At 36.4% G+C, this 21,346-nt stretch carries 26 protein-coding genes; 18 read left to right on the forward strand and 8 right to left on the reverse strand.

Features of this window, described 5'->3' with window-relative positions; all coding sequences use genetic code 11:
* Window positions 1–39: 39 nt before the first annotated feature.
* Complete coding sequence (locus B4F31_RS01015) at window positions 40–537, reverse strand: DUF456 domain-containing protein (RefSeq protein ID WP_286760374.1); 498 nt, start codon at window positions 535–537, stop codon at window positions 40–42.
* A gap of 335 nt (window positions 538–872) precedes the next feature.
* Between B4F31_RS01015 and B4F31_RS01020 the strand changes: the two genes are divergently transcribed.
* The 7 genes from B4F31_RS01020 (at window position 873) to B4F31_RS01050 (ending at window position 5,556) form a co-directional block, all read left to right on the forward strand.
* Window positions 873–1,235 (forward strand): BlaI/MecI/CopY family transcriptional regulator, encoded by a 363-nt coding sequence (locus B4F31_RS01020; RefSeq protein ID WP_057482135.1) that lies wholly within the window; start codon window positions 873–875, stop codon window positions 1,233–1,235.
* A complete protein-coding gene (locus B4F31_RS01025; RefSeq protein ID WP_286760375.1) occupies window positions 1,235–2,683 on the forward strand; it encodes a M56 family metallopeptidase in 1,449 nt (482 codons plus the stop codon). The genes B4F31_RS01020 and B4F31_RS01025 overlap by 1 nt, the downstream gene beginning before the upstream one ends.
* Window positions 2,684–2,705: 22 nt before the next feature.
* A complete protein-coding gene (locus tag B4F31_RS01030) occupies window positions 2,706–3,824 on the forward strand; it encodes a tetratricopeptide repeat protein (protein ID WP_286760376.1) in 1,119 nt (372 codons plus the stop codon).
* Window positions 3,825–3,872: 48 nt separating this feature from the next.
* Complete coding sequence (locus B4F31_RS01035; protein ID WP_286760377.1) at window positions 3,873–4,271, forward strand: ExbD/TolR family protein; 399 nt, start codon at window positions 3,873–3,875, stop codon at window positions 4,269–4,271.
* 68 nt (window positions 4,272–4,339) lie between these two features.
* Window positions 4,340–4,909 carry a hypothetical protein gene (locus B4F31_RS01040; RefSeq protein WP_286760378.1) on the forward strand — a complete coding sequence of 190 codons (570 nt, stop codon included), beginning with the start codon at window positions 4,340–4,342 and terminating at the stop codon, window positions 4,907–4,909.
* Between the two features lie 80 nt (window positions 4,910–4,989).
* Window positions 4,990–5,145 carry a type II toxin-antitoxin system HicA family toxin gene (locus B4F31_RS01045; protein WP_245764355.1) on the forward strand — a complete coding sequence of 52 codons (156 nt, stop codon included), beginning with the start codon at window positions 4,990–4,992 and terminating at the stop codon, window positions 5,143–5,145.
* A 6-nt stretch (window positions 5,146–5,151) separates the two neighbouring features.
* Window positions 5,152–5,556: a type II toxin-antitoxin system HicB family antitoxin gene (locus tag B4F31_RS01050; protein ID WP_093303885.1), complete on the forward strand. Its 405-nt coding sequence runs from the start codon at window positions 5,152–5,154 to the stop codon at window positions 5,554–5,556.
* On the opposite strand, the gene B4F31_RS01055 is transcribed toward B4F31_RS01050, so the two are convergent.
* Window positions 5,553–5,828: a YciI-like protein gene (locus tag B4F31_RS01055; protein ID WP_093303882.1), complete on the reverse strand. Its 276-nt coding sequence runs from the start codon at window positions 5,826–5,828 to the stop codon at window positions 5,553–5,555. The genes B4F31_RS01050 and B4F31_RS01055 overlap by 4 nt on opposite strands.
* 2 nt (window positions 5,829–5,830) lie before the next feature.
* Window positions 5,831–6,979, reverse strand: coding sequence for a glycosyltransferase family 2 protein (locus B4F31_RS01060; RefSeq protein WP_075325924.1), 1,149 nt, complete (start codon window positions 6,977–6,979; stop codon window positions 5,831–5,833).
* A 187-nt stretch (window positions 6,980–7,166) separates the two neighbouring features.
* On the opposite strand from B4F31_RS01060, the gene ruvC reads away from it, so the two are divergent.
* The 10 genes from ruvC to B4F31_RS01110 all read left to right on the forward strand — a co-directional run bounded on the left by ruvC (window position 7,167) and on the right by B4F31_RS01110 (window position 16,883).
* Complete coding sequence (gene ruvC / locus B4F31_RS01065; RefSeq protein WP_245764352.1) at window positions 7,167–7,766, forward strand: crossover junction endodeoxyribonuclease RuvC; 600 nt, start codon at window positions 7,167–7,169, stop codon at window positions 7,764–7,766.
* 14 nt (window positions 7,767–7,780) lie between these two features.
* Window positions 7,781–8,959, forward strand: coding sequence for a radical SAM family heme chaperone HemW (hemW, locus tag B4F31_RS01070; protein ID WP_286760379.1), 1,179 nt, complete (start codon window positions 7,781–7,783; stop codon window positions 8,957–8,959).
* 233 nt (window positions 8,960–9,192) lie between these two features.
* Complete coding sequence (locus tag B4F31_RS01075; RefSeq protein ID WP_286760380.1) at window positions 9,193–9,939, forward strand: cyclase family protein; 747 nt, start codon at window positions 9,193–9,195, stop codon at window positions 9,937–9,939.
* A complete protein-coding gene (locus B4F31_RS01080) occupies window positions 9,936–10,286 on the forward strand; it encodes a DUF4260 domain-containing protein (protein WP_075325927.1) in 351 nt (116 codons plus the stop codon). The genes B4F31_RS01075 and B4F31_RS01080 overlap by 4 nt, the downstream gene beginning before the upstream one ends.
* 1 nt (window position 10,287) lies before the next feature.
* Window positions 10,288–10,902: a DUF4230 domain-containing protein gene (locus B4F31_RS01085; protein WP_286760381.1), complete on the forward strand. Its 615-nt coding sequence runs from the start codon at window positions 10,288–10,290 to the stop codon at window positions 10,900–10,902.
* Window positions 10,903–10,993: 91 nt separating this feature from the next.
* A complete protein-coding gene (locus B4F31_RS01090) occupies window positions 10,994–11,359 on the forward strand; it encodes an MmcQ/YjbR family DNA-binding protein (RefSeq protein WP_286760382.1) in 366 nt (121 codons plus the stop codon).
* Entirely contained in the window at window positions 11,352–13,130 is a 1,779-nt protein-coding gene (locus B4F31_RS01095) for a MutS-related protein (protein WP_286760383.1), read from the forward strand. Before B4F31_RS01090 ends, B4F31_RS01095 begins: the two co-directional genes overlap by 8 nt.
* 92 nt (window positions 13,131–13,222) lie before the next feature.
* On the forward strand, window positions 13,223–14,230 hold the full coding sequence (locus B4F31_RS01100; RefSeq protein WP_286760384.1) for a metal-dependent hydrolase: 1,008 nt from the start codon (window positions 13,223–13,225) through the stop codon (window positions 14,228–14,230).
* 267 nt (window positions 14,231–14,497) lie between these two features.
* Window positions 14,498–16,207, forward strand: coding sequence for a DUF885 domain-containing protein (locus B4F31_RS01105; protein WP_286760385.1), 1,710 nt, complete (start codon window positions 14,498–14,500; stop codon window positions 16,205–16,207).
* 94 nt (window positions 16,208–16,301) lie between these two features.
* Window positions 16,302–16,883, forward strand: a complete 582-nt coding sequence (locus B4F31_RS01110) for a PhnA domain-containing protein (protein ID WP_286760386.1) — start codon at window positions 16,302–16,304, stop codon at window positions 16,881–16,883.
* 142 nt (window positions 16,884–17,025) lie between these two features.
* Here the strand turns inward: B4F31_RS01110 and B4F31_RS01115 are convergent, their stop codons facing one another.
* Entirely contained in the window at window positions 17,026–19,074 is a 2,049-nt protein-coding gene (locus B4F31_RS01115) for a dipeptidyl-peptidase 3 family protein (protein WP_286760387.1), read from the reverse strand.
* On the opposite strand from B4F31_RS01115, the gene B4F31_RS01120 reads away from it, so the two are divergent.
* On the forward strand, window positions 19,066–19,236 hold the full coding sequence (locus B4F31_RS01120) for a hypothetical protein (RefSeq protein WP_286760388.1): 171 nt from the start codon (window positions 19,066–19,068) through the stop codon (window positions 19,234–19,236). The two genes, B4F31_RS01115 and B4F31_RS01120, sit on opposite strands and share 9 nt — an antisense overlap.
* Before the next feature lie 39 nt (window positions 19,237–19,275).
* Here B4F31_RS01120 and B4F31_RS01125 read toward each other — a convergent pair whose 3' ends face one another.
* The 4 genes from B4F31_RS01125 to B4F31_RS01140 form a co-directional block, all read right to left on the reverse strand.
* Complete coding sequence (locus B4F31_RS01125) at window positions 19,276–19,974, reverse strand: ABC transporter ATP-binding protein (protein WP_286760389.1); 699 nt, start codon at window positions 19,972–19,974, stop codon at window positions 19,276–19,278.
* A 45-nt stretch (window positions 19,975–20,019) separates the two neighbouring features.
* On the reverse strand, window positions 20,020–20,826 hold the full coding sequence (locus B4F31_RS01130) for an O-methyltransferase (RefSeq protein WP_286760390.1): 807 nt from the start codon (window positions 20,824–20,826) through the stop codon (window positions 20,020–20,022).
* A gap of 107 nt (window positions 20,827–20,933) precedes the next feature.
* Window positions 20,934–21,107 carry a four helix bundle protein gene (locus tag B4F31_RS01135; protein ID WP_286760444.1) on the reverse strand — a complete coding sequence of 58 codons (174 nt, stop codon included), beginning with the start codon at window positions 21,105–21,107 and terminating at the stop codon, window positions 20,934–20,936.
* A gap of 10 nt (window positions 21,108–21,117) precedes the next feature.
* Window positions 21,118–21,297 carry a four helix bundle protein gene (locus tag B4F31_RS01140; protein ID WP_286760391.1) on the reverse strand — a complete coding sequence of 60 codons (180 nt, stop codon included), beginning with the start codon at window positions 21,295–21,297 and terminating at the stop codon, window positions 21,118–21,120.
* Window positions 21,298–21,346: the final 49 nt, after the last annotated feature.

The raw sequence follows: 21,346 nt of genomic DNA on the forward strand, positions 1-21,346 counted from the left end.
ACCAGACTTTAGTTAAACCATTTTTAAACAGCCTCTTTTTTAAAATATCAATTCCCTAAATTCCCAGGCTTTATAGCTGAAGAAAATTAAAAATCCTACCGCTACTACCAACTCCATAAATGTAGAAGCAAGAAGACCAATAAAAGATCCGTAGGCTGCCCGTAAAGCCGATTTAGAATCAGATTTATTAATAATTTCCCCAATAAAGGCTCCTGCAAAAGCTCCTATTATTATTCCCAGCGGGATTGGAACAAAAATCCCGATTACCAATCCAATAGTAGCGCCCCACATTCCGGCTGTACTTCCGCCGTATTTTTTTGTTCCCATTGCCGGAATAATAAGTTGAAGGGCATAAATTATGGCAGCGAGGACAAAAGCGATGCCTAAAACCCAATAATTTATAGGGACAGACGGTGCTAAATAAAGAAGCAATAATCCCACCCAACTAAGCGGTACACCGGGCAAAACCGGTAAAAAACTTCCCAGAATTCCAAGGATCATTAAAACCGCTCCAACTCCAAATAATATTAGATCCATAGTCTTTTAAATGTTTTGATTATCAAATATAATTTAATTCCGAAGAAGTTTTTAACTAAATTATTAGGTTAAACTAAAATGTTAGTTTATATTAGCAGTGTTGAACTTGAATTTTACGACATCCTGAACTTGTTTCAGAGCCTGCTCCGAATAGATTCGGAGATCTAGTTTCAATTAATCCTGGAATCCCGAGTTAATTCGGGATAAAGTCTGAAATAAATTCAGCTTGACGTGGAAGAAGAATTAAAGGTTTGGATATAGATTCGACCTGCGTGGGAATGACAAATGAATATAATAAGAGATTTCCGCCTGCGCGGAAATGACAAACATTAATTATGAAACAACTAACCAAAGCCGAAGAAGAGATTATGCAAATTCTCTGGAAACTGGAGAAAGCCAATGTCGCTTCAATAATAGAAGAAATGCCAGAGCCTAAACCGGCTTATAATACGGTTTCTACCATTGTGAGAATCCTGGAAGACAAAGGTTTTGTAGATCACGAAAAGAAAGGGAAGGGCTATTTGTATTTTCCGCTTTTGGCTCGTGAAACTTATAGCAATCAAAGCATCAATAAATTGATGAACAATTATTTTAACGGCTCCTTTAAAAGTATGGTTTCTTTTTTTATGAAGAAAAACGATATGGACACTAAAGACCTGGAAGCCATTTTAAAAGAAATCAATAAAAAAGAAAAGTAATGTTAGATTATATACTTCAGGTAGTTATGTTTCAACTCGGTTTTTTGCTGATGTATGAACTGCTGCTAAAAAAAGAGACATTTTTTACGATAAACAGGCTGTATTTATTAGTAACACCGCTTGTTTCACTTTTACTGCCATTATTGAAATTTGAAAGTTTATCGGCGCTTGTTCCGGCAGACTCTATTTCTGCACTTTCACAGGTTTTGCTTCCCGAAGTTTATATTGGCGGACAACCAGAGAATATTCAGCAATTGCCTGCTGTAAACTTAGTGCAGGAGCAGGGTTTACAAATAAACTGGTGGCTGGTAACATATGTTTCAGGAGTGGTACTTAGCTTAATTTTATTGCTGAAAAAATATCAAAACTTAAATCATCTATTCCGTTTTAGAAGAATTTCAGAAGATAAAGAGCTACGAATTATTGAAGTTCCAAACTCAAACATTGCCTGTACTTTTTTCAAAACCATCTTTTTAGGTGATAAATTATCTGAAGCAGAAAAGCAGCAAATTTTGTCTCACGAGCTAGTTCACGTAAAACAAAGGCATAGCCTGGACCTGGTATTTTTTGAAGCTTTAAAGATTATATTTTGGTTTAATCCGCTGGTTTATATCTACCAAAGCAGGATTGCCACTTTGCACGAGTTCATCGCCGATGCAAACGTGGTGAAAACCACAACCAAACGCAGCTATTATGAACAGTTGCTTAACACCGCGTTTAACACGCAGAATATTTCATTCATCAATCAATTTTTTAATCATTCATTAATCAAAAAACGAATTATTATGTTACAAAAATCAAGATCAAAAACAATTGCGAAATTCAAGTATTTATTTGTGCTGCCTTTACTCTTTATGATGCTGACTTATGTTTCCTGTTCAGAAAATAGAGAAGGTCTGGAAGAGAATCAGTCCATTTCAGAACAATTAGCAGAAATTAAAATGGCCATTGATGATGGTAAGAAATTATCAGACACCGAAAAGCAGCAATTATTTGAAATTCTAGATGCGATGAGTCAAAATGAAAAGGGATCAACGCCACCACCACCGCCATTGCCGCCTATCGTTACAGAAAAAGAAGTTGGGGTGCCATTTGCAGTAGTAGAAGATGTGCCGGTATTTGTTGGTTGTGAAAACTTAAGTACTAATGAGGAGAGAAAAGAATGTATGAGTCGCCAGATTTCCCAATTTGTAAATAAAAATTTTAATACCGGTTTAGGAAAACAATTAAACTTAAAAGGTGTTAATCGCGTAATTGCTCAATTTAGGATAGATAGAACCGGAGAAGTAGTAGATGTAAAAGCACGAGCTTCACATCCAGCTTTACAGGAAGAAGCCATAAGAGTTATTTCTGAACTTCCACAGATGCAGCCGGGGAAACAAGATGGTAAAGACATAAGTGTGATGTATTCTCTTCCTATAGTTTTTCAAGTAGGTAGCAGTGAATAGAGTTAGTCTAATAATTATTTTAATGTTAGTAGCCTTTAAAGCCGAAGCTCAAACTTCGGCTTTGGCTGTTTCAGACAGTTTGTATGCCGTGGGAGAATATGCTGAGGCCATAAAAAAACTTCAGGAAATAGCTCCTCAAACAGAGAAAACCTACTTAAAACTGGCTAAAAATTATGCTGCCAACCGGCAACCGGAGATTGCACTTGAGAACTATAAAAAAGTTTTAAGTCAAAACCCCAACCGTGTTTTAACCACAATAGATTATGGCGAATTACTGGTGAAAAGTGGGAAACTAAAGTTAGCCGATAGTCTTTTTAAAGATCTAACCGAGAAATATCCCGATAATGCCAATTTTAAATATCAGCTAGGTTTGATCAAGGAGAAGTTAAAAGATAGTACGGCAATAAGTTATTTTATGTTCACTATAGCCTTAGATAACACGCATCAGGGTGCACTTTATAAGCTGGCAAAGGATAAATTAAAGCACCGTCAGTATACGATGGCTGAGCACTTTAGTAAAATAGGATTGAAGGTGAATCCAAACAATCCTTCCTTGCTTTCCATCCTGGCACAAACCTATTCTTCACTGAAGCTTTATAAAGAAGCGCTTCAACCTTATGAAAAGCTGATAGAAATTGGGCAGGATTCAGAATTTATCTATAGTAAACTTGGGTTTGCGTATTATCGACTTAATGAGTATGAAAAAGCAATTAAAAACTATAATAAAGCTTTGGAGATCGAAGACCGAAATTCAGATACACATTATACTCTCGGGAAATTATATGCCCTAACCGGGGATTTTGATAAATCTGAAACCCATTTATTAATGTCTATTCTTATAAAGAAGCAACCGTTAGATGCCGAATATTTGAGTTTGGGACTAACCTATAAGATGCAGGAAAAATATAAAGACGCGTTAGATTATTTTAATAAAGCCCTGGAAGAAAACCCAGATAATGAGAGAGCTTTATACGAACGGGCCGTAGCTGCCGATAATTATATGGCTGACGATTCAACCGTTATAAAATATTACCTGGCTTATTTTAATAAATATGAAACCATTGGTAACGATGGAATGTTATACAGGGCGAAAACCCGGGCAAGCGACCTGAAGAAAAAGATGCATTTAGCTGAGAATTAATTTAATTTTCCCACATCGAGCATTTGAAAAAACTTTGAATTAACACCTATGAAATTTAAAATCACTTTACTTTTTTTTAGTCTTTTTCTCATTGCCAATACAGGGCATTCCCAGGAAGCTTTTGAAATCAATGTTTTTGTAGACGCCGATAAAAATATCTATTTGGAAGAGCAAAAACTGAGCATGAACGAACTTTTAGAAGAAACAAAAGCTTTGGTTTATAAGCAGCCAGCGGTGAAATATAACCGGCTTGTTTACAATATCTATGCAGACAAAAACTTGAAACATGGTTTTATTATGGATTTAAATCATCAACTTTTACGAGCCGTGGATGGTTTGAAATCAAAGACGAATAAATATCTTTTAGAGTATAAAAACCTGGATCTTGATGAGGCTGCCTGGCAGTTAGAAATAAAGTCTTTAAAACTGGATGCAATAGAAGATTAGCTTTTTATTTTCGCCAGGCTTTCTCCTAATTTTCCTTACTTTTGCTTAAAGTCCAAGTGCGTTTGCCAATGAAAAAAGCTTTACTCGATAATCGAGATTTAAATGCTCTGAAACCTATCTCAAGATTTAAGTCTTATTTCTTCTGCCATTCCCTTTTGATTTTGTTTCGGCGTGGATTATTTGTAATTGCACTTTTACTAATTTCCTCCTGTAATTTTGAGACCAAGAAAATTTCTTCTGAAGAGGTGCTGGAACTGGAATCCCGAACACTTAATTGGAAAGAAGTAGACGAATACCCTGCTTTTGAAGACTGCCAGGACGAAACCGAACTACTTGCGGCCCGGGAATGTTTTGAGCGGGAAGTAGCCGAAAATATTTATGCTTATCTTTCTAAACAACAACCGGTAGTTACAGAATCTATAGACGATACGCTTTATCTTTACCTGGAAATAAACAGTGCGGGCCGTCCAGAGATCGATTCGGTTAAAATAGATTCTACCTTAAATAATCAATTGCCAGAATTGCGAATGTGGTTAGACCAAAGCATAGATTCTCTTCCAAAAATTTACCCGGCGAGTAAACGTGGCGTACCGGTTTCAACTGTTTTTAAAATGCCAATTGTTATTAAGGCTGAGTAACAATTCACATATAACAGTTTTGTTATATAACATTTTTGTTATAAATTTAAAGAGTAAATTCGGTTTCCTTAATTAAAGCAATTAAAAAAGATGGTTGGTACCTCGTAAGAACAAAAGGAAGTCACCATCATTTTAAACATCCTAAAAAGAGAGGGATTGTTACCATTCCGCATCCTAAAAAAGATCTTCCTAAGGGAACGGTGAATTCAATTTTAAAACAAGCCGGAATTAAGTAAATTACAATGAAAAAGATTAATGTATATGTTGAAAAGGCCGAGGATGGGACTTACTGGGGAAGTACTCAAAATATCCCAGGCGGAGTAAGTGCTTTTGGAAATTCATTAGATGAATTAAAACAAAATCTCAAAGTTGCGTTTGAGGATTATATAGAAGTAGCAGAAGATCTTAATGAAGAATGGTTAGATGAAATTAAAGGTTTAACTGAATTTGAATATAGGCTGGATATAGCTTCATTTTTTAAGCTTCTTCCAATAAAAATTTCTGCTATCGCCGAAAAATCCGGTATAAACCCTTCACTCATGAGGCAATATGCCAGTGGAAAAGCAAATGCATCAGAAGAAAGAGCAAAAAGAATAGAAAAAGCGATTCACGAATTAGGTGAAGATCTTCTTTCAGTATCAATTTAATTACCAATCACCACATTCCATTTTTTTACCGACCAGCTTTTAATAAGTCCGTTTTTTACATATGGGTCATTTTTAGCAAAAGCTTCCGCGATTTTCTCACTTTCGGCTTTAAAAACTAATACCGCTTCGTTTGCCGAGTCGATGGCTCCTCCAAGTATTAAATAGCCTTCATTAAAATATTCGGTGGCGTGATTTAAGTGTTCTTTTCGGTATTTCACCCTTTCCTCCAGGTAATTATCAGAGGTGATATAATCTAAAATATAATAATTCATCTTTAGTTTTTAAATTGTCTTCCCTTCCAGGAAAAGTCCGAAAATAGGGATTTAACCCCGACGTAAGTGCTAAAAAAAGGATAAAAGATGCTGCTCCAAAAATAACTTCGCAATACTGTTTCTCGCTGAAAAAATTTAGCTGAACTGTAGATCAGTATAAAATCAAGATTAAATTTTATTAGAAAAATAATCAAAATAGGCTGGTAGGGCAGGATTTGAAAGAAGACTAAAAAAAGAGCGATCACAAGACTTAGGTTCATCAAAAGTACGCTTACTCCGGTGAATTTTGCAAATAAACCTTTATAAGCCGGCGCTTTAGAAGCCCAACGAATTCGCTGTGACACCAGATTACCAAAACTTTGTTGAGGTTTGGTATAAACGAGTACTTCTTTACTTTTTAAAAACCCGATTTTATAATTCTCCTGTTGAAATTTTTGAAGCAAAAAAACATCATCACCGCTTGCAATGTTATCATTTCCGGTAAACCCTGAAACTTCTAAAAAGGCATCTTTCTCATAACATAAATTTGCGCCATTGCACATAAATGCTTTCCCGATACCGAAGGCTCCGGCAGTAGATGCCTGCAGACTTAAAACATCTAACTCTTCAAAGTTCCTTAAGATATTTTTACGTTTTATATTTGTGTTTGCTGTTGGAAGAGAACTTAAAGCCACCGGCCCGGCAATGAGTTTATTTCCGGTTTTAAGGATAAAATCATTGTAGCTTTTTAACCAGTTTTTAGGAATCTTACAGTCGGCATCTGTGGTAATTATATATTCAAAATTAGCAGAATTAATCGCAGTGTTAATGGCGTTTTTTTTTGGAGAATTGGAAACCCGTTTGTTTTCTAAAAGTTTTACACCGAATTCTGAATGATTCTCCTGAAATTCCTCGATGATTTCCACCGAATTATCTTCAGATTCATCGTTCACCAGGAGTATTTCAAACTTAGATTCAGGATAATTTATCCGGGATAAGGAATTCAATAAATTCGGTAAATTTTCAGTTTCATTTCTAAAAGGAACAATGATCGAAAACCGAATTTCCGCAGGGGAACTTTCCGAAGAGAATTCAGGAATTTTTTTCCAGCCGTAAAGCAGCATTAGCATTAAAACCGAATAACAAATACAGATTATGATAAAGATGAACATACTCGGTTTTTAAAGTCTTAATTTCCCTGTAAAGTAAATCAAATCACTGCAAATTGATGAGCAGTAGAAAGAGAAAATATCTTAACTATGGCGTATTTGAAATCTCGCTTAGCGAGTAAGGAAATGAAATTGCTTAGCTTTGCTAAGCTACCTATAATTTGGTGAATTTTAAATTGAAAAAAGTATTTTGAAAAGCGAAAGAATCATTTTAGGAATTGATCCCGGAACTACGATTATGGGCTTCGGACTCATAAAAGTGGAAAACAAGCAGATGAAATTTATGCAGCTAAACGAGTTGCAGCTAAGTAAATACAGCGATCATTACGTTAAACTAAAATTGATTTTTGAACGTACCATAGAGTTGATAGATACTTATCATCCAGATGAAATTGCAATTGAAGCCCCGTTTTTTGGTAAAAACGTACAATCTATGCTTAAGCTGGGAAGGGCACAGGGCGTGGCTATGGCCGCGGGACTTTCAAGAGAAATACCAATTACTGAATATTTACCCAAGAAAATTAAAATGGCAATTACCGGCAATGGAAATGCCAGTAAAGAGCAGGTGGCAAAAATGCTGCAAAGTTTATTAGGTTTGAAATCATTACCAAAGAATCTCGACTCAACCGACGGACTTGCAGCTGCGGTTTGTCATTTTTACAATTCAGGTATAACCGAAGTGGGGAAAAGCTATTCCGGTTGGGCTGCTTTTGTAAAGCAAAATAGCTCTCCAGATTCTAAAGGGGGAGTTAGTTCGGTAAATCTAAGGGGAAAAAATTCCAAAAAATAAAGAGATTATATTCTATGAAAACCAATAGTAGCGAGAAGGAATCTACGGGTTCCCCCTTTGGGGGCGGAGGGGGCTTATACATTCACATTCCTTTCTGTAAGCAGGCTTGTCACTATTGTGATTTTCATTTCTCTACCTCTTTAAAAAAGAAGGGAAAGCTTGTGGAAATGTTATGTAGGGAATTAGTGCTGCGGAAAAATGAGCTTAACTCTCCTGAAATCCAGACGATCTATTTTGGTGGCGGAACTCCCAGTTTGTTAGAAGCGGAGGAACTTCAACAAATTTTTGAGACAATTTATGCGAATTATAAGATTGCTGAAAATCCTGAAATAACCCTGGAAGCAAATCCCGATGACTTAACCGAAGAAAAGTTGAAAATGCTTAAGGCTTCTAAAATAAACCGGTTGAGTATTGGAGTTCAATCTTTTTTTGAAGAAGATTTAAAGCTGATGAACCGCGCGCATAACTCCGAGGAAGCTTTAAAAAGTATAAAACTCGCAAAATCATATTTCGATAATATTTCTATAGATCTTATCTACGGAATCCCGGGAATGAGTGTACAACAATGGCAGCGAAATATAGAAATTTCGTTAGAACTTGGTGTACCGCATATTTCCAGTTATGCACTTACCGTAGAACCGAATACCGCGCTTCAAAAATTTATTGAAAGAGGAAAAATAAAACCGGTAGATGATGAAGCCGCTAAACTTCATTTCGAAATCCTGGTGGAAACCCTTACAAAAAATGGTTTTGAACATTACGAGTTTTCTAATTTCGGCAAGCCTGATTATTTTTCAGAAAACAACACTGCATATTGGCTAGGGAAACCTTATTTAGGTATTGGTCCTGCCGCGCATTCTTATGATGGGGATTCCAGGAAATGGAACATCTCCAATAATCCTTTATATATAAAAGCCCTGGAAAATGATAAAATTCCCCAAGAAACTGAGACCTTATCGCTTTCAGATAAATACAACGAATATGTAATGACGCGGCTTCGCACAAAATTTGGAGTAGAGCTTGCTGAGGTTTCCGGGAAGTTTGGAGAAAAATATAAAGCCCATTTTTTGGAACTTGCTAAACCGTTACAAAAGGAAGATCTACTTCGGGAACAAAATGGGATCTATCATATTACTTCCAAAGGGAAATTTTTAAGCGACGGGATTGCTGCAGATTTGTTTTTCCTGGATTAAGAAATGCTAGTTTTTGACTTTCAATTTAAAAACTATACAACAAACTCAAACCTCGTCAAGCTGAATTTATTTCAGCTTCTAACATGTTCTAGTTACTAAAAACTTAGATCCCCGAACAAAATCGGGGCAGGCTCTGAAACAAGTTCTGGATGACAATCAGATGACATTTGCCAAAGATTCTTATTATTCCATTTTCATATTTAATAGCAGAAACTTTTTAATACATTTATCTTGTGAAAGCAAGTATAGAACTCAACAGGAAAACTTACGAAACCGATCTTTCCAAACCAATTGATATTTCCATTGGTTTGCGGGGCGATGCTAAAAACCCGGTGGCCTGGTATTTAGATGCTCCTAAAATAAATCCGGTTAAAGACGGTGATTTTATTGGGAAAGTTTCAGAAGGAGCCTCGGTTAATTTTAATAATATTCAGTTTAATCCGCACGCTCACGGTACGCATACCGAATGTGTAGGGCATATTTCCAGGGAATTTTACAGCGTCAATCAAACCTTAAAAACTTTCTTCTTTCTTTCTAAACTGATTTCAGTAGAGCCTGAAACAAGAGGAGAAGATAAGGTGATTTCCGAGGCAATTTTGAGGGAGAAAATTCAGCCTAATGAAACGGAAGCTTTAATTATACGCACGCTGCCCAATTTCAGGGAAAAGCAGACTAAAAAATATTCACATACCAATTGGCCTTATCTTAGTGAAGAGGCCGCGGTTTATCTTAGAAATTCCGGTGTAAAACATTTGCTTATAGATCTACCTTCGGTAGATAAGGAAAAGGATGACGGGAAATTATTGGCGCATAAAGCTTTTTGGAATTACCCGAAAAACACTCGGTTTGATGCTACTATTACCGAACTTGTGTATGTTCCTAATTCTATTGAGGATGGGGATTATTTGCTAAACCTGCAAATAGCTTCTTTTGAAAACGATGCCAGCCCCTCAAAACCTGTTTTATATAAATTCTTATGAAAATAACACTCGCACTTGAAGAACTCGGAATGTTAATATTGGGAATCTTCGCTTTTAGCCGATTAGACTTTGCCTGGTGGTGGTTTTTAGTTTTATTTTTTACACCAGATTTTGGAATGCTTGGATATCTCTTCAATAATAAAATTGGTGCTTTAATTTATAACCTTTTTCATCATAAAGGATTTGCGATTTCAATCTGGTTCCTGGGATTTTACCTGCAAAATGAAGTATTTCAATTAATAGGTGTAATTTTGTTTTCACACGCGGCTTTTGATCGTATTTTAGGCTACGGGCTCAAGTATGAAAAAGGCTTCAAGTTCACTCATTTGGGAGAAATAGGAAATTAATATGGAATTTTTATTTATCGGATTGGCCGTGGGAGCGGTCGCGGCTTATTTTATTTTTGCCAGGTTTAATAAGGAGAAATCAAAGCTTAAAACCAATGAGCAGTCGTTGGTGATTATGGATAAAATAAGGAGTGTTTGCAAATTTATAACCGTTGAAGGCGATTTTTCTGAAGTCTATCATTACGAGAATTTAAAGGAAAAATACCTGAGTTTGCTCTTAGGAAAGAAAAAGGCCATAGTGTTGGTTAATGCCAAAGCGCACGTAGGTTTTGACCTTAGTAAAGTGCGAATGAATAGCGAGAATGAAAAGAAAACCATTGTGCTCACCAATTTTCCGCAGCCCGAATTACTTACTGTAGAAACAGATTTTAAATATTATGATAAGCGCGAGGGATGGGCAAATCCGTTCACTACTTCAGATCTTACTGATATTAACCGCGACGCCAAAAACTATATAGTTGATAAAATTCCCCAAAGCGGACTTTTAGACCAGGCGAGAAAAGAGGCGCTGGATACTATTTTATTGATGGAAAAAATAGTGGAAACCATAGGTTGGAAGCTAGATTATACCGCGCTGACTTTAGAAGATAGAAATCAGGCGAAGATTGAAAATTAGACGGTGACGTCATCCTGAACTTGTTTCAGGATCTAGCATATTGATTATTAGATAGATTTCCGTCTTCACGGAAATGACAATTCTTAAATATATGGACATCGAAACCCTTAGAAACTACTGCATCAGTAAAAAAGGCGTGACAGAAGGCTTACCTTTTGGTCCAGATACGCTGGTTTTTAAAGTTATGGGCAAGATGTTTGCCTTGGCCGGTCTTGATGCGATTCCGCTTAGTGTAAATTTAAAATGTGATCCAGAAGAAGCTATAAGATTGCGGGAAGAATACCAGAATAATATTTTACCCGGTTACCATATGAACAAACAGCATTGGAACACAGTGATCCTGGATGGTCACTTAAAGCCCGATTTTATTTTTCAATTAGTAGACGATTCTTACAATTTGGTAGAAGCGGGATTAACCAAAAAGCAACAACAAGAACTTAAAGATTTAGATGAATAACCCATTAGAATTTTATTCAAAGCAAAAAGAAATACACCAGCAGGAATTAAGCAAGATCTCTACAAAATTGCTGGTCTCCAGTTTAATCAGGCTTTTTATTTTTCTAGCAATATGTTTTACGATCTATTATTTTTTCGGAAATATGAATGTGATCGTTCCTGTAGTTATTGGTGGGATTGCACTTTTTTTATTCCTGGTTTCCAGGCACAGCAATCTTAAAGATAAGAGTGATAAGCAAAAGGAAATCATCAAGCTAAACGAACTGGAAATTGATATTTTAAAAACCCGGAATTTTCAGGATTTACCCGAAGGCAGTGAATTTGAAAATCCTATACATCCTTACAGTCAGGATATTGACTTATTTGGAAGGGGTTCCTTTTTCCAGTATTCCAACCGAACCGCACTTTATGAAGGTACTAAAAAGCTTGCTGGTATTTTTACTGAAAATAGCATAGAAGATATTTCTCAGAAACAGGAAGCCGTTAAAGAACTTGCAACTAAAGCTGAATGGAGACAGGAATTTACGGCCTTAGCCAGATTGGTAAAAACTGAGACCCCATCAAAAACCGTCATTAAATGGTTTAAAAATTATAAGAATTTTGTTCCGAATTATATGAAATGGTTGCCCACTGTCTTTTCGGTGATTTCCATTCTAGTGATCGCGGGTTATTCTTTTGATTATTTAAAGGGAATTCATCTTTTTCTGTGGTTCTTAGCCGGCTTACTTTTTACAGGAATTTACCTGAAGAAAATCAATTTACTTTCGGGGAGCGTAAGTAAAGTTCAGGATACTTTTCATCAATATCATTTGTTGCTGGAACTTCTTGAAAAAGAAGATTTTTCTTCAGAAATTTTAAAGAAAAACCAGTCGCTTATTCATTCAGAAAAGAAAAAGGCATCCGCAATTTTCAAAGAATTTTCCAAAGCGATCGATGCATTAGACCAGCGAAACAATATGATTTTTGGCATTTTTGGTAACGGTTTTTTACTCTGGGATCTTCGCCAGAGTTATAAACTAGAAAAATGGATTTCAGCATACCGCCAAAACGTTGAAAAATGGTTTGAGGTCATTGAATTTACCGATGCTTATAATTCCCTGGGGAATTTCGTGTTTAATCATCCAGATTATGTTTTTCCTGAAATCATCAACGAAAAAAAGGGAATTTCAGCAAGCAAAATGGCACATCCGCTTTTAGATCCTAAAAAGAGGGTTGCCAATGATTTTGCGATTGGAGACGAAGAATTCTTTATTATTACAGGCGCGAATATGGCCGGGAAGAGTACATTTTTAAGAACGGTTTCCCTTCAAATTTTAATGAGCAATATTGGGCTTCCGGTTTGTGCTGAAGCTTGTAAGTATTCGCCGATTAAACTCATTACCAGTATGCGTACCAGCGATTCGTTAAGTGACGACGAATCTTATTTCTTTTCAGAATTAAAGCGCTTAAAGTTTATAGTAGACGAAATTAAAACCGATCGATATTTTATTATTCTTGATGAAATTTTGAAAGGAACCAATAGTAGCGATAAAGCTATAGGTTCTAAAAAGTTTATTAGGAAACTGGTGAATTCTAATTCTACCGGAATCATTGCTACGCACGATTTGAGTTTATGCGAAATTACTTCAGAATTAAGTCAGGTGAAAAACCATTATTTTGATGCGGAAATTATCAACGATGAGTTGCATTTTGATTATAAATTTAAAGATGGAATTTGCCAGAATATGAATGCCTCATTCCTTCTAAGGAAAATGGAGATTGTTGATGATTAACAGATTGTCGCCCTGAATTTGTCACTTCGAGCGGAGTCGAGAAGTCAGGTCGAATCTATTAAAAAATAAATTTACAAGAAGCTAAATCATAAATGGATTCATTAACACAAATAGTACTGGGTGCAGCGGTTGGCGAAGCAGTTCTCGGTAAAAAAGTGGGGAATAAAGCGATGCTTTATGGGGCCATCGCGGGCACAATTCCCGACCTGGATACTTTTGCAAGCGCTTTTACCGATACTATTACCGCTATTGAAATTCATCGTGGCTTTACACACTCCATCGTATTCTCTATACTTTTTGCGCCCATTTTTGGTTGGCTAATTTCAAAGATTGAAAAGAAATCTATTGCTACCTGGCAAAACTGGTCCTGGTTGATGTTTTGGGGCTTTTTTACGCATCCACTTCTGGATTCTCATACAACCTGGGGAACACAGCTATTCTGGCCCCTGGAAGTCCGTTTGGCGTATAAGAACATTTTTGTGATAGATCCATTATATACACTGCCATTTTTGATGTTCTTAATCCTGGCAATGCGACAGGAACGAGGAACTAAAAAAAGGAGAAAACTAAATAATCTTGGCCTCCTAATAAGTAGTATTTATTTGTTGGTTATTACCCCGGCCTTAAAACTTTACACGTTTGATAAGTTTACTGAAGCTTTGGAAGAACAGGATATTGCCTATTATAAAATTGAAACAAAACCTTCCCCGTTAAATGCCGTGTTATGGTCGGCTAATGTGGAGGTGGAAGATGCATATTTAATTGGGAACTATTCAATTTTTGATACCCAACCAATAGCGTTTGTGAAACATCCTAAAAACCATCAATTGCTTGGCGACTGGATCGAAAAGCGAAATGTAAAGCGGCTTATCGATATTTCAGAAGGTTGGTATACCATTTCAGAAAGAGACAGAGAAATTTATTTTAATGATCTTCGTTTTGGGACTTTAAGTCCGATAGCCAGGGTAGATGCCGACTTTGCTTTTAGCTATAAACTGATCGAAGAAAATGGTGAAATAAAAGCCATAGAAACCGAAAAGACCAGGGGAGATGCCAAGGAATTATTATCGCAGCTGGGGAATAGGATTTTGGGGAATTAAATTATTAGTACAAGGAATCACTTATTTTTTTCAGTAAAATATTCGTGTTCCTACAAAATTAGGCACATTCAAGTCATTGCGAAGGAAGAATGACTGAAGCAATCTCTCGACTTAATCGGTAGACTTTAGTATTTAGACGCTAGTTTCATTATATCAAACGCCTAACAACTACAGACTATTGACTAAAATATTCGTGTATTCGTGACAAACCAAATTCCATACAAACTTCTTCAGAAACCTTATCTTTATCAAAACTTCAATTTTTCTATGAAACAAATACTTACTCTCACCCTCGGTTTTTTATGTATTTCTACCTTAACTGCGCAGGAAGCTTCAGAAAATTTAAAAACTATTATTGAGGAAATTGATGATCATAAAGCCTACGATCGCGAAGAATTTCCTTTGGGATTATATTCAGAGAAATATTACAAAGAAGAATCAGAATTTGCTGAAAAACAGTTGGAGCAACTTCAGGATATAAAAACCGATTCTTTAAATGAAACCGAACAGATTTCTCTGGAAATGCTAAAATTTAAACTTCAGGAAACTGTAGATCGCTACAAATACGAAGCTTATTTAAATCCGTTACTTTCAGATTCGGGATTTCATTTAAGTCTTGCATATCAGGTTAGAGATTTAAATAATTATGATCAGGTAAAAGCTTATTTGAATAAATTAAATGCGATTCCTACTTATGTAGATCAGCATTTCGTTTTATTGCGTGAAGGATTGCAAAAAGGAAATACTCAGCCCAGAATAATTTTTGATGGATACGAATCTACTTATAACGACCAAATCGTGGAAGATCCAAAGGAAAGTTATTTTTATGAACCTTTTGAAAATCTTCCAGGAATACTTTCCGAAGCGCAAAAGGATTCGGTTTTAACAGCTGCAGAAAATGCGATTTCCAGTAATGTAATTCCGCAGTTTAAAAGAATTAAAACATTTTTTGAAACCGAATACTTACCAAAAACCCGAACAAGTTTAGGAGTTTCAGAAATTCCAAATGGAAGGGACTATTATCAAAACAGGCTGGATTATTATACTACTTTAGATTTGACAGCGGAAGAAATTCATCAAATTGGTTTGGAGGAAGTAGCTCGAATTAAATCAGAAATGAAAAAAATAATTGCCGAAGTCGAGTTTGATGGCAGTTTTGAAGAATTCATTTATTTTCTAAGAACCGATGAGCAATTTTATGCGAAAACCGGGGAAGAATTAATAATGGAAGCACGTGATATTGCTAAACGTATTGACGCGAAACTTCCAGCTTATTTTAAAACCTTACCAAGAAAACCTTACGGAGTGACAAAAGTACCTGATGCTATAGCGCCAAAGTATACCACGGGGCGTTATATTGGTGCTTCAAACGAAACACAGCCGGGCTATTACTGGGTGAATACCTATAATTTATCTAATCGTCCGTTATATGTTTTACCTTCTTTAACCGCCCACGAAGCCGTGCCGGGACATCATTTACAGAACGCGTTAAATGCCGAATTAGGCGACAGTATTCCAAAATTCCGAAGAAATATGTATTTATCGGCTTATGGAGAAGGTTGGGGCTTGTATTCTGAGTTCTTAGCTGAAGATATGGGGATTTACACTACGCCATACGAGATGTTTGGTAAGCTTACTTACGAACAATGGCGTGCTTGCCGATTAGTTATCGATACAGGAATTCACGCAATGGGTTGGAGTAGGGAAGAAGCGGTAGAATATTTCGAGAAGAATACCGCACTTTCCATGCATAATATTAATACAGAGGTAGATCGTTATATTTCCTGGCCGGGACAGGCAGTTTCGTATAAGATTGGAGAAATTAAAATCAGGGAATTGCGTAAAAAAGCAGAAGAAGCTCTTGGTTCCGATTTTGATATTCGTGCTTTTCACGAAGTGATTTTAGAGCAGGGTGTGGTTACGTTGCCTATTTTGGAAGAACGGGTGAAGCAATATATTGAAGAAGCAAAGGAATAAAGAAAGGGATTTTTAAAGGTTTGTCAGCCTTTTTGTAATAAAAATATCAGCTCAGGTTTATAATATCCTATCTTCGCGACTTCAAAAATCACTCATGAGTTTAGAACAAGAATTAAGGAAACGCAGCGATAGTACCTGCGAACTTTGTAGTGCTACAGATAATTTACAGGTTTATAGTCTTGAAAATTTCCCGGGTGAAGTTACCGATGGAAGTTTTATGGCGTGCCAGGTTTGCACCGAACAGCTGGAAGATTTTGATAAAATTGAGGTAAACCACTGGCGTTGTTTAAACGATAGTATGTGGAGTACAGTTCCTGCTGTTCAGGTAACTGCTTTTCAAATGCTGACAAAATTAAAAGCAGAAGGCTGGCCACAGGACTTACTGGATATGATGTATATGGAAGACGAGTTGAAAGCTTTTGCCAAATCCCAGTTGGTTTCCGAAGAAAATACTACGGCTGAAGTTATTCATAAAGACAGCAATGGTGCAGTAATCGAGGCCGGTGACACCGTGGTGCTTACTAAAGATTTAAATGTGAAAGGCAGTAGTTTAACCGCTAAACGCAGAACTGCTGTGCGCCGGGTTTCTCTAGTACATGACAATGCAGAACAAATTGAGGGAAAGGTTGAAGGACAGCAGATCGTAATCTTAACTAAATTCGTTAAGAAAGTATAAGTTGAATTTTTTGAACAGCTACTTCAAATAAGCGTCTTCAATATTTTTCATATAAAAAGCCACGAACACAATTTGTATTCGTGGCTTTAAATTTTAAAGAAAAATTAAAGAAGGGAATTTAATAATTTTCGCTTCTTAATTTTTACTCCGCTCCGGCGTCTACTTTTAGAAAGTTATATTTTTTTGAATAATCTAGCATTTGTCCTTCAAAGCTTTCTGGCTGAGTTACCTTAATAGTTTTAATTTCACCATTTTCATCCGTTTCGGTTACTAGCTCAGGATTTACAAAACCGCTGTAAGGCGCTGACTTAAAGACCGCATTTCGATCTAAAACTTCTTTGTGAATTTCCTGATCTACTTTTACACCATAATTTTCTACCAGGTTTTTGGCAGCTTCGTAATCACCTTCAGATTTAATTCTTTGAGTTTCACGTAATAACTCTCCAAAAAGTTCTCTAAGTTTCTGGTAATCCTTTATGTCGTAATAAGTTTTTCCCTCTTTTTTAATTTTTTCGATCACTCCATCTTCTTTCCCTTTTTCAATAACCCAGGAACTTACCCACATCCTGTTTCTCATGTGAGATTCTTCAATGTCTTCGCCCATCTCGATCCTGGTTAATTGGCCCAGCATTCCATTCCTGATATAATCGTTATAAGCCGCTTTCCCCAGCTTCGTATGATCATCAGTTAATCCTAACTCTTCTAGTTTTGGATCCATTAAGTAATAAAGTCCCACTAAATCAGCACGACCTTCTTCCATAGTAGAGGCATAACTTTTTAAGGTTTCTTTGGTCTGACCAACTCCCTGGTTGATTTTACCCGATGCGTGGCCTACTACTTCATGGAGTGCAGTATGCAGTTTATCGGCTTGTTCGCCGTACTGCTCACTTAGCTCAATCTCTTCCTCATCGTGAGAAAATTCTTTAAGTTTCTCGCTTCCTCCAGCTTTGCTGTAGGCGTTAATAATATTACCTAAAGAAACAGATTTGCTTCCGTGTTCCTGTCTTATCCAGTTTGCATTAGGAAGATTTACACCAATGGGCGTGCTGGGTGAAGCATCTCCGGCTTCCCCTGCAACAATAACGGTTTTGTAGGTTACGCCAACAACTTCTTCTTTTTTGTGCTCATCCATGATAGGTGCGTTGTCTTCGAACCATTGCACGTTATCTTCCAAAACTTTCATTTTTTGAGACATATCGAAATCTTTTATCTGCACAATATTCTCATAAGAACCACGGTAACCTAATGGATCATTATAGACTTCGATAAATCCGTTGATATAATCGATGTTTCCCTCTGTGGCTTCTACCCAGGCAACATTATAATCGTCCCAAACTTCAAGATCTCCGGTTTTATAATATTCTATGAGAAGTCCTAAAGCATTAGCTTGTTTTTCGTTTTCGGCAACCGCTTCAGCTTTTTCTAACCATTTGATAATTTCAAAAATTGCATCGCCATATAGACCATCAACTTTGTAAACCTGTTCCTTTAACTGGCCGTTTTCTTTGACAAGTTTAGAGTTGAGGCCGAAAGAAAGCGGTTTTTCAGGATTAGGGGATTTTTTATTTGCATAAAATTCTTCAACTTCAGCAGCGGTAACATCCCCACCGTAAAAATTGGTGGCAGATCCAGAAAGTAAACCCTCGGCTTCATCTAAATTCACTTTTTTAGCATCCTTGTCGTTAAAAATAACTTCTAAAGGCTCTCCACTAAGTTCTGTATTGGTTTCTGATAATAAGGTTTGCAGATATGCTTTATCAAAATCTGGTTTGATCTTATTATTAGAATAATGATGATGAATGCCATTTGAAAACCAAATTCGTTTCAGGTAAGTTTCAAAAGCTTTCCAATCTTCCGAATCTTTGTCGCCTTCGTAATTAGCATACACATTCTCTAAAGCTTTTCTAATCTTTAGATTGTGTTTGTAGTTTTGAGCCCAAATAATATCTCGTCCGGCAAGGCCTGCCTGGGTTAGATAATAAACTAATTTTTGCTCTTTGAGATCCAGATTTTCCCATCCCGGTATTTCGTACCTAAGAATCTTAATATCTGCGAATTCATCTACTTTAACAGAACTATTCTCTTTGGTTTCGGTTTGTTCCTGGTTAGTATGCGCTTCTTTTTCCTGGTCATTACAGGAAATAAAAATGCTTGCAAGTGCAAGCAGTAAAATTCCAAATTTATGCTTCATTTTGATGATTATTTAGATTTCGAAGTTAAGAATAATCCTCTTTATGTGAAGCTTCCAGATGTGGAAATCAGCCCCATTGTAATTCCAGAAAACACCTTGGTAATTTCTGAAAAATGCAGAAGTCTGGCTTTTATGAAACCTTTTTTGAGTCAGGAAATCTGATTTAGGGAATTTTGGAAAGAAATTTATCCGGATAACCGCTTATTGGCTTAAAACCTCTTTTCGTTCATCACTTTCTACCATTCCATCTCGAAGACGAATTACCCGGTGGGCGTGGTCTGCAACCTCCTCTTCGTGGGTAACCAAAATTACTGTATTTCCTGCAGCGTGAATTTCATCAAAAAGATTCATAATTTCTAATGAAGTTTTTGAATCCAGGTTTCCGGTAGGCTCATCGGCGAGAATTATAGAAGGTTTGTTAACCAAAGCCCTTCCTACGGCTACCCTTTGACGTTGTCCACCCGAAAGTTGATTAGGTTTGTGGTCCATTCTATCTCCAAGTCCTACGTTGATTAAAACCTCTTCTGCACGTTTTTTTCGGTCGGCTTTATTGTAGCCGGCATAGATCATTGGTAAAGCAACATTTTCTAATGCGGTAGTCCTGGGAAGCAGGTTAAAGGTCTGAAAAACAAAACCGATCTCTTTGTTTCTGATTTCGGCAAGTTCATCGTCACCCATTTGGCTCGCATCTTTTCCATTAAGGATATAGGTTCCGGAAGTTGGTGTATCCAGGCAGCCCAGTAAATTCATTAAGGTAGATTTTCCCGAACCCGATGGTCCCATAATCGCTACATATTCCCCTCTATCAATATCCAGGTCAATCCCTTTTAAAACTTTTACCACTTCATTTCCAAGCGGGAAATCCCTGGTAATTTGCCTAATTTCAATGACTTTACTCATGCCAAAATAATTTTGTGTTTATAGGACGCTGCTTTGCCATTTTTGTTACAACCTTATTGTAAAATGCTGTTTTGCCTGCTCTTTTCTAAAAAATACAAGTCCGAGGAAAAAGGTGTCAATAGTTACTCTTACTTCAGGGTGCGCTTTAATTTCTCCCCAGGCTTCTTCCATCTCTGTAGACCAGTGAATATCATCAAAAACAAAAACTGAATTATTATGAGCGCTTGGCAATAATTGTTGAAAATATTTTAAGGTAGCTTCTTTGGTGTGATGGCCATCGAAATAAATAAGATCGAAAGAAGTTTGTTGTGCGAGGTTTGTTGTTTGGTGGTTATTGTTTTTTGTTTGTTGTTGATGTCCTTGAGAATCTTTGGAAGTTTTACTTTTTTCCTCAGGTTGGGTCACAATTTTAGAAAGAATTTCTTCAAACTCCCCAACAATTAGTTTTACATTTTTAATGTTGAATTTTTTCAATTGTTTCCGTGCTACTTCAGCGGTTTGGGGGCAACCTTCAATACTTATTAAGTTACTTTTTTTATTTGCAGCCAGAGCAGCCGCACCTATTCCCAGGGAAGTGCCTAATTCAAGATTATTTTTACAGCCTAAATAATTAACCAAACGAAATAAAAACCTGGCTCTTTTCTTCGGAATCCCCACATTTTTCGCAATCGCAGAAACGGTACGTTCATTAGAGGTAAACACCCTGCTTCCCGCCCCAAAATCGGTCACCTGAATGGTGGTGTTATTTTTCAGAAGATCTTTTCGGTATTGCTTTAACAGCTTATATTCTTTGTATTTCTTTTTATCATAAAAACAATTCGTCACCAAATCATACACAAACGGCGAATGCAATCCGTGTTGATTTTGGGATTTTAGAAGGAATTTTATGTAGGATTTTAATTGCAAGCTAGCAGTTGTCAGTTATCAGTTCTCAGTTGTGGGTTCTCAGTTTTCAATTTTTAAGTTTTCCAATTTTTTTCTACGTATTGAATAAACGAATAGATTTTTCCTCTCAAAAGGTCATATTTCTTTCTTAATTCTTTTATTTTATCAATTTTATATAACTCATCGATCATCTCCAATTGTGATAAACATTCTAAAAGTGAAGCGTGTGAGTATACTAGAAATTTTATAAAATCTTGTTTATAAGCTCTTCATTCCATATCCTTCAACAATATTGTCTTTGATACTTTTTGAGGACCTTCTTACCTGACTACCCTGCTCATACAATTCAAATTTCGGAAGTTTGAGTGAAACTTTGTGAACCTCCAGTGCGTATTCAAAAGAAAGATTGTAGATATCTAAATCCCTGTAACTTTTCATATTTTGAATTTTAAAAATTAATTTTAACTCACAACTCACAACTCACAAC

The sequence above is a fragment of the Salegentibacter sp. UBA1130 genome (assembly GCF_002311535.1).
Taxonomy (GTDB): Bacteria; Bacteroidota; Bacteroidia; order Flavobacteriales; family Flavobacteriaceae; genus Salegentibacter; species Salegentibacter agarivorans.

Bases quoted from the DNA above. Each gene is read 5' to 3' on its own strand.
- B4F31_RS01015 (WP_286760374.1), bottom strand. From the start codon at position 537: ATGGATCTAATATTATTTGGAGTTGGAGCGGTTTTAATGATCCTTGGA.
- B4F31_RS01020 (WP_057482135.1), top strand. From the start codon at position 873: ATGAAACAACTAACCAAAGCCGAAGAAGAGATTATGCAAATTCTCTGG.
- B4F31_RS01025 (WP_286760375.1), top strand. From the start codon at position 1,235: ATGTTAGATTATATACTTCAGGTAGTTATGTTTCAACTCGGTTTTTTG.
- B4F31_RS01030 (WP_286760376.1), top strand. From the start codon at position 2,706: ATGTTAGTAGCCTTTAAAGCCGAAGCTCAAACTTCGGCTTTGGCTGTT.
- B4F31_RS01035 (WP_286760377.1), top strand. From the start codon at position 3,873: ATGAAATTTAAAATCACTTTACTTTTTTTTAGTCTTTTTCTCATTGCC.
- B4F31_RS01040 (WP_286760378.1), top strand. From the start codon at position 4,340: ATGAAAAAAGCTTTACTCGATAATCGAGATTTAAATGCTCTGAAACCT.
- B4F31_RS01050 (WP_093303885.1), top strand. From the start codon at position 5,152: ATGAAAAAGATTAATGTATATGTTGAAAAGGCCGAGGATGGGACTTAC.
- B4F31_RS01055 (WP_093303882.1), bottom strand. From the start codon at position 5,828: ATGAATTATTATATTTTAGATTATATCACCTCTGATAATTACCTGGAG.
- B4F31_RS01060 (WP_075325924.1), bottom strand. From the start codon at position 6,979: ATGTTCATCTTTATCATAATCTGTATTTGTTATTCGGTTTTAATGCTA.
- hemW (WP_286760379.1), top strand. From the start codon at position 7,781: ATGAAAACCAATAGTAGCGAGAAGGAATCTACGGGTTCCCCCTTTGGG.
- B4F31_RS01080 (WP_075325927.1), top strand. From the start codon at position 9,936: ATGAAAATAACACTCGCACTTGAAGAACTCGGAATGTTAATATTGGGA.
- B4F31_RS01085 (WP_286760381.1), top strand. From the start codon at position 10,288: ATGGAATTTTTATTTATCGGATTGGCCGTGGGAGCGGTCGCGGCTTAT.
- B4F31_RS01090 (WP_286760382.1), top strand. From the start codon at position 10,994: ATGGACATCGAAACCCTTAGAAACTACTGCATCAGTAAAAAAGGCGTG.
- B4F31_RS01095 (WP_286760383.1), top strand. From the start codon at position 11,352: ATGAATAACCCATTAGAATTTTATTCAAAGCAAAAAGAAATACACCAG.
- B4F31_RS01100 (WP_286760384.1), top strand. From the start codon at position 13,223: ATGGATTCATTAACACAAATAGTACTGGGTGCAGCGGTTGGCGAAGCA.
- B4F31_RS01105 (WP_286760385.1), top strand. From the start codon at position 14,498: ATGAAACAAATACTTACTCTCACCCTCGGTTTTTTATGTATTTCTACC.
- B4F31_RS01110 (WP_286760386.1), top strand. From the start codon at position 16,302: ATGAGTTTAGAACAAGAATTAAGGAAACGCAGCGATAGTACCTGCGAA.
- B4F31_RS01120 (WP_286760388.1), top strand. From the start codon at position 19,066: ATGCTTCATTTTGATGATTATTTAGATTTCGAAGTTAAGAATAATCCT.
- B4F31_RS01115 (WP_286760387.1), bottom strand. From the start codon at position 19,074: ATGAAGCATAAATTTGGAATTTTACTGCTTGCACTTGCAAGCATTTTT.
- B4F31_RS01125 (WP_286760389.1), bottom strand. From the start codon at position 19,974: ATGAGTAAAGTCATTGAAATTAGGCAAATTACCAGGGATTTCCCGCTT.
- B4F31_RS01140 (WP_286760391.1), bottom strand. From the start codon at position 21,297: ATGAAAAGTTACAGGGATTTAGATATCTACAATCTTTCTTTTGAATAC.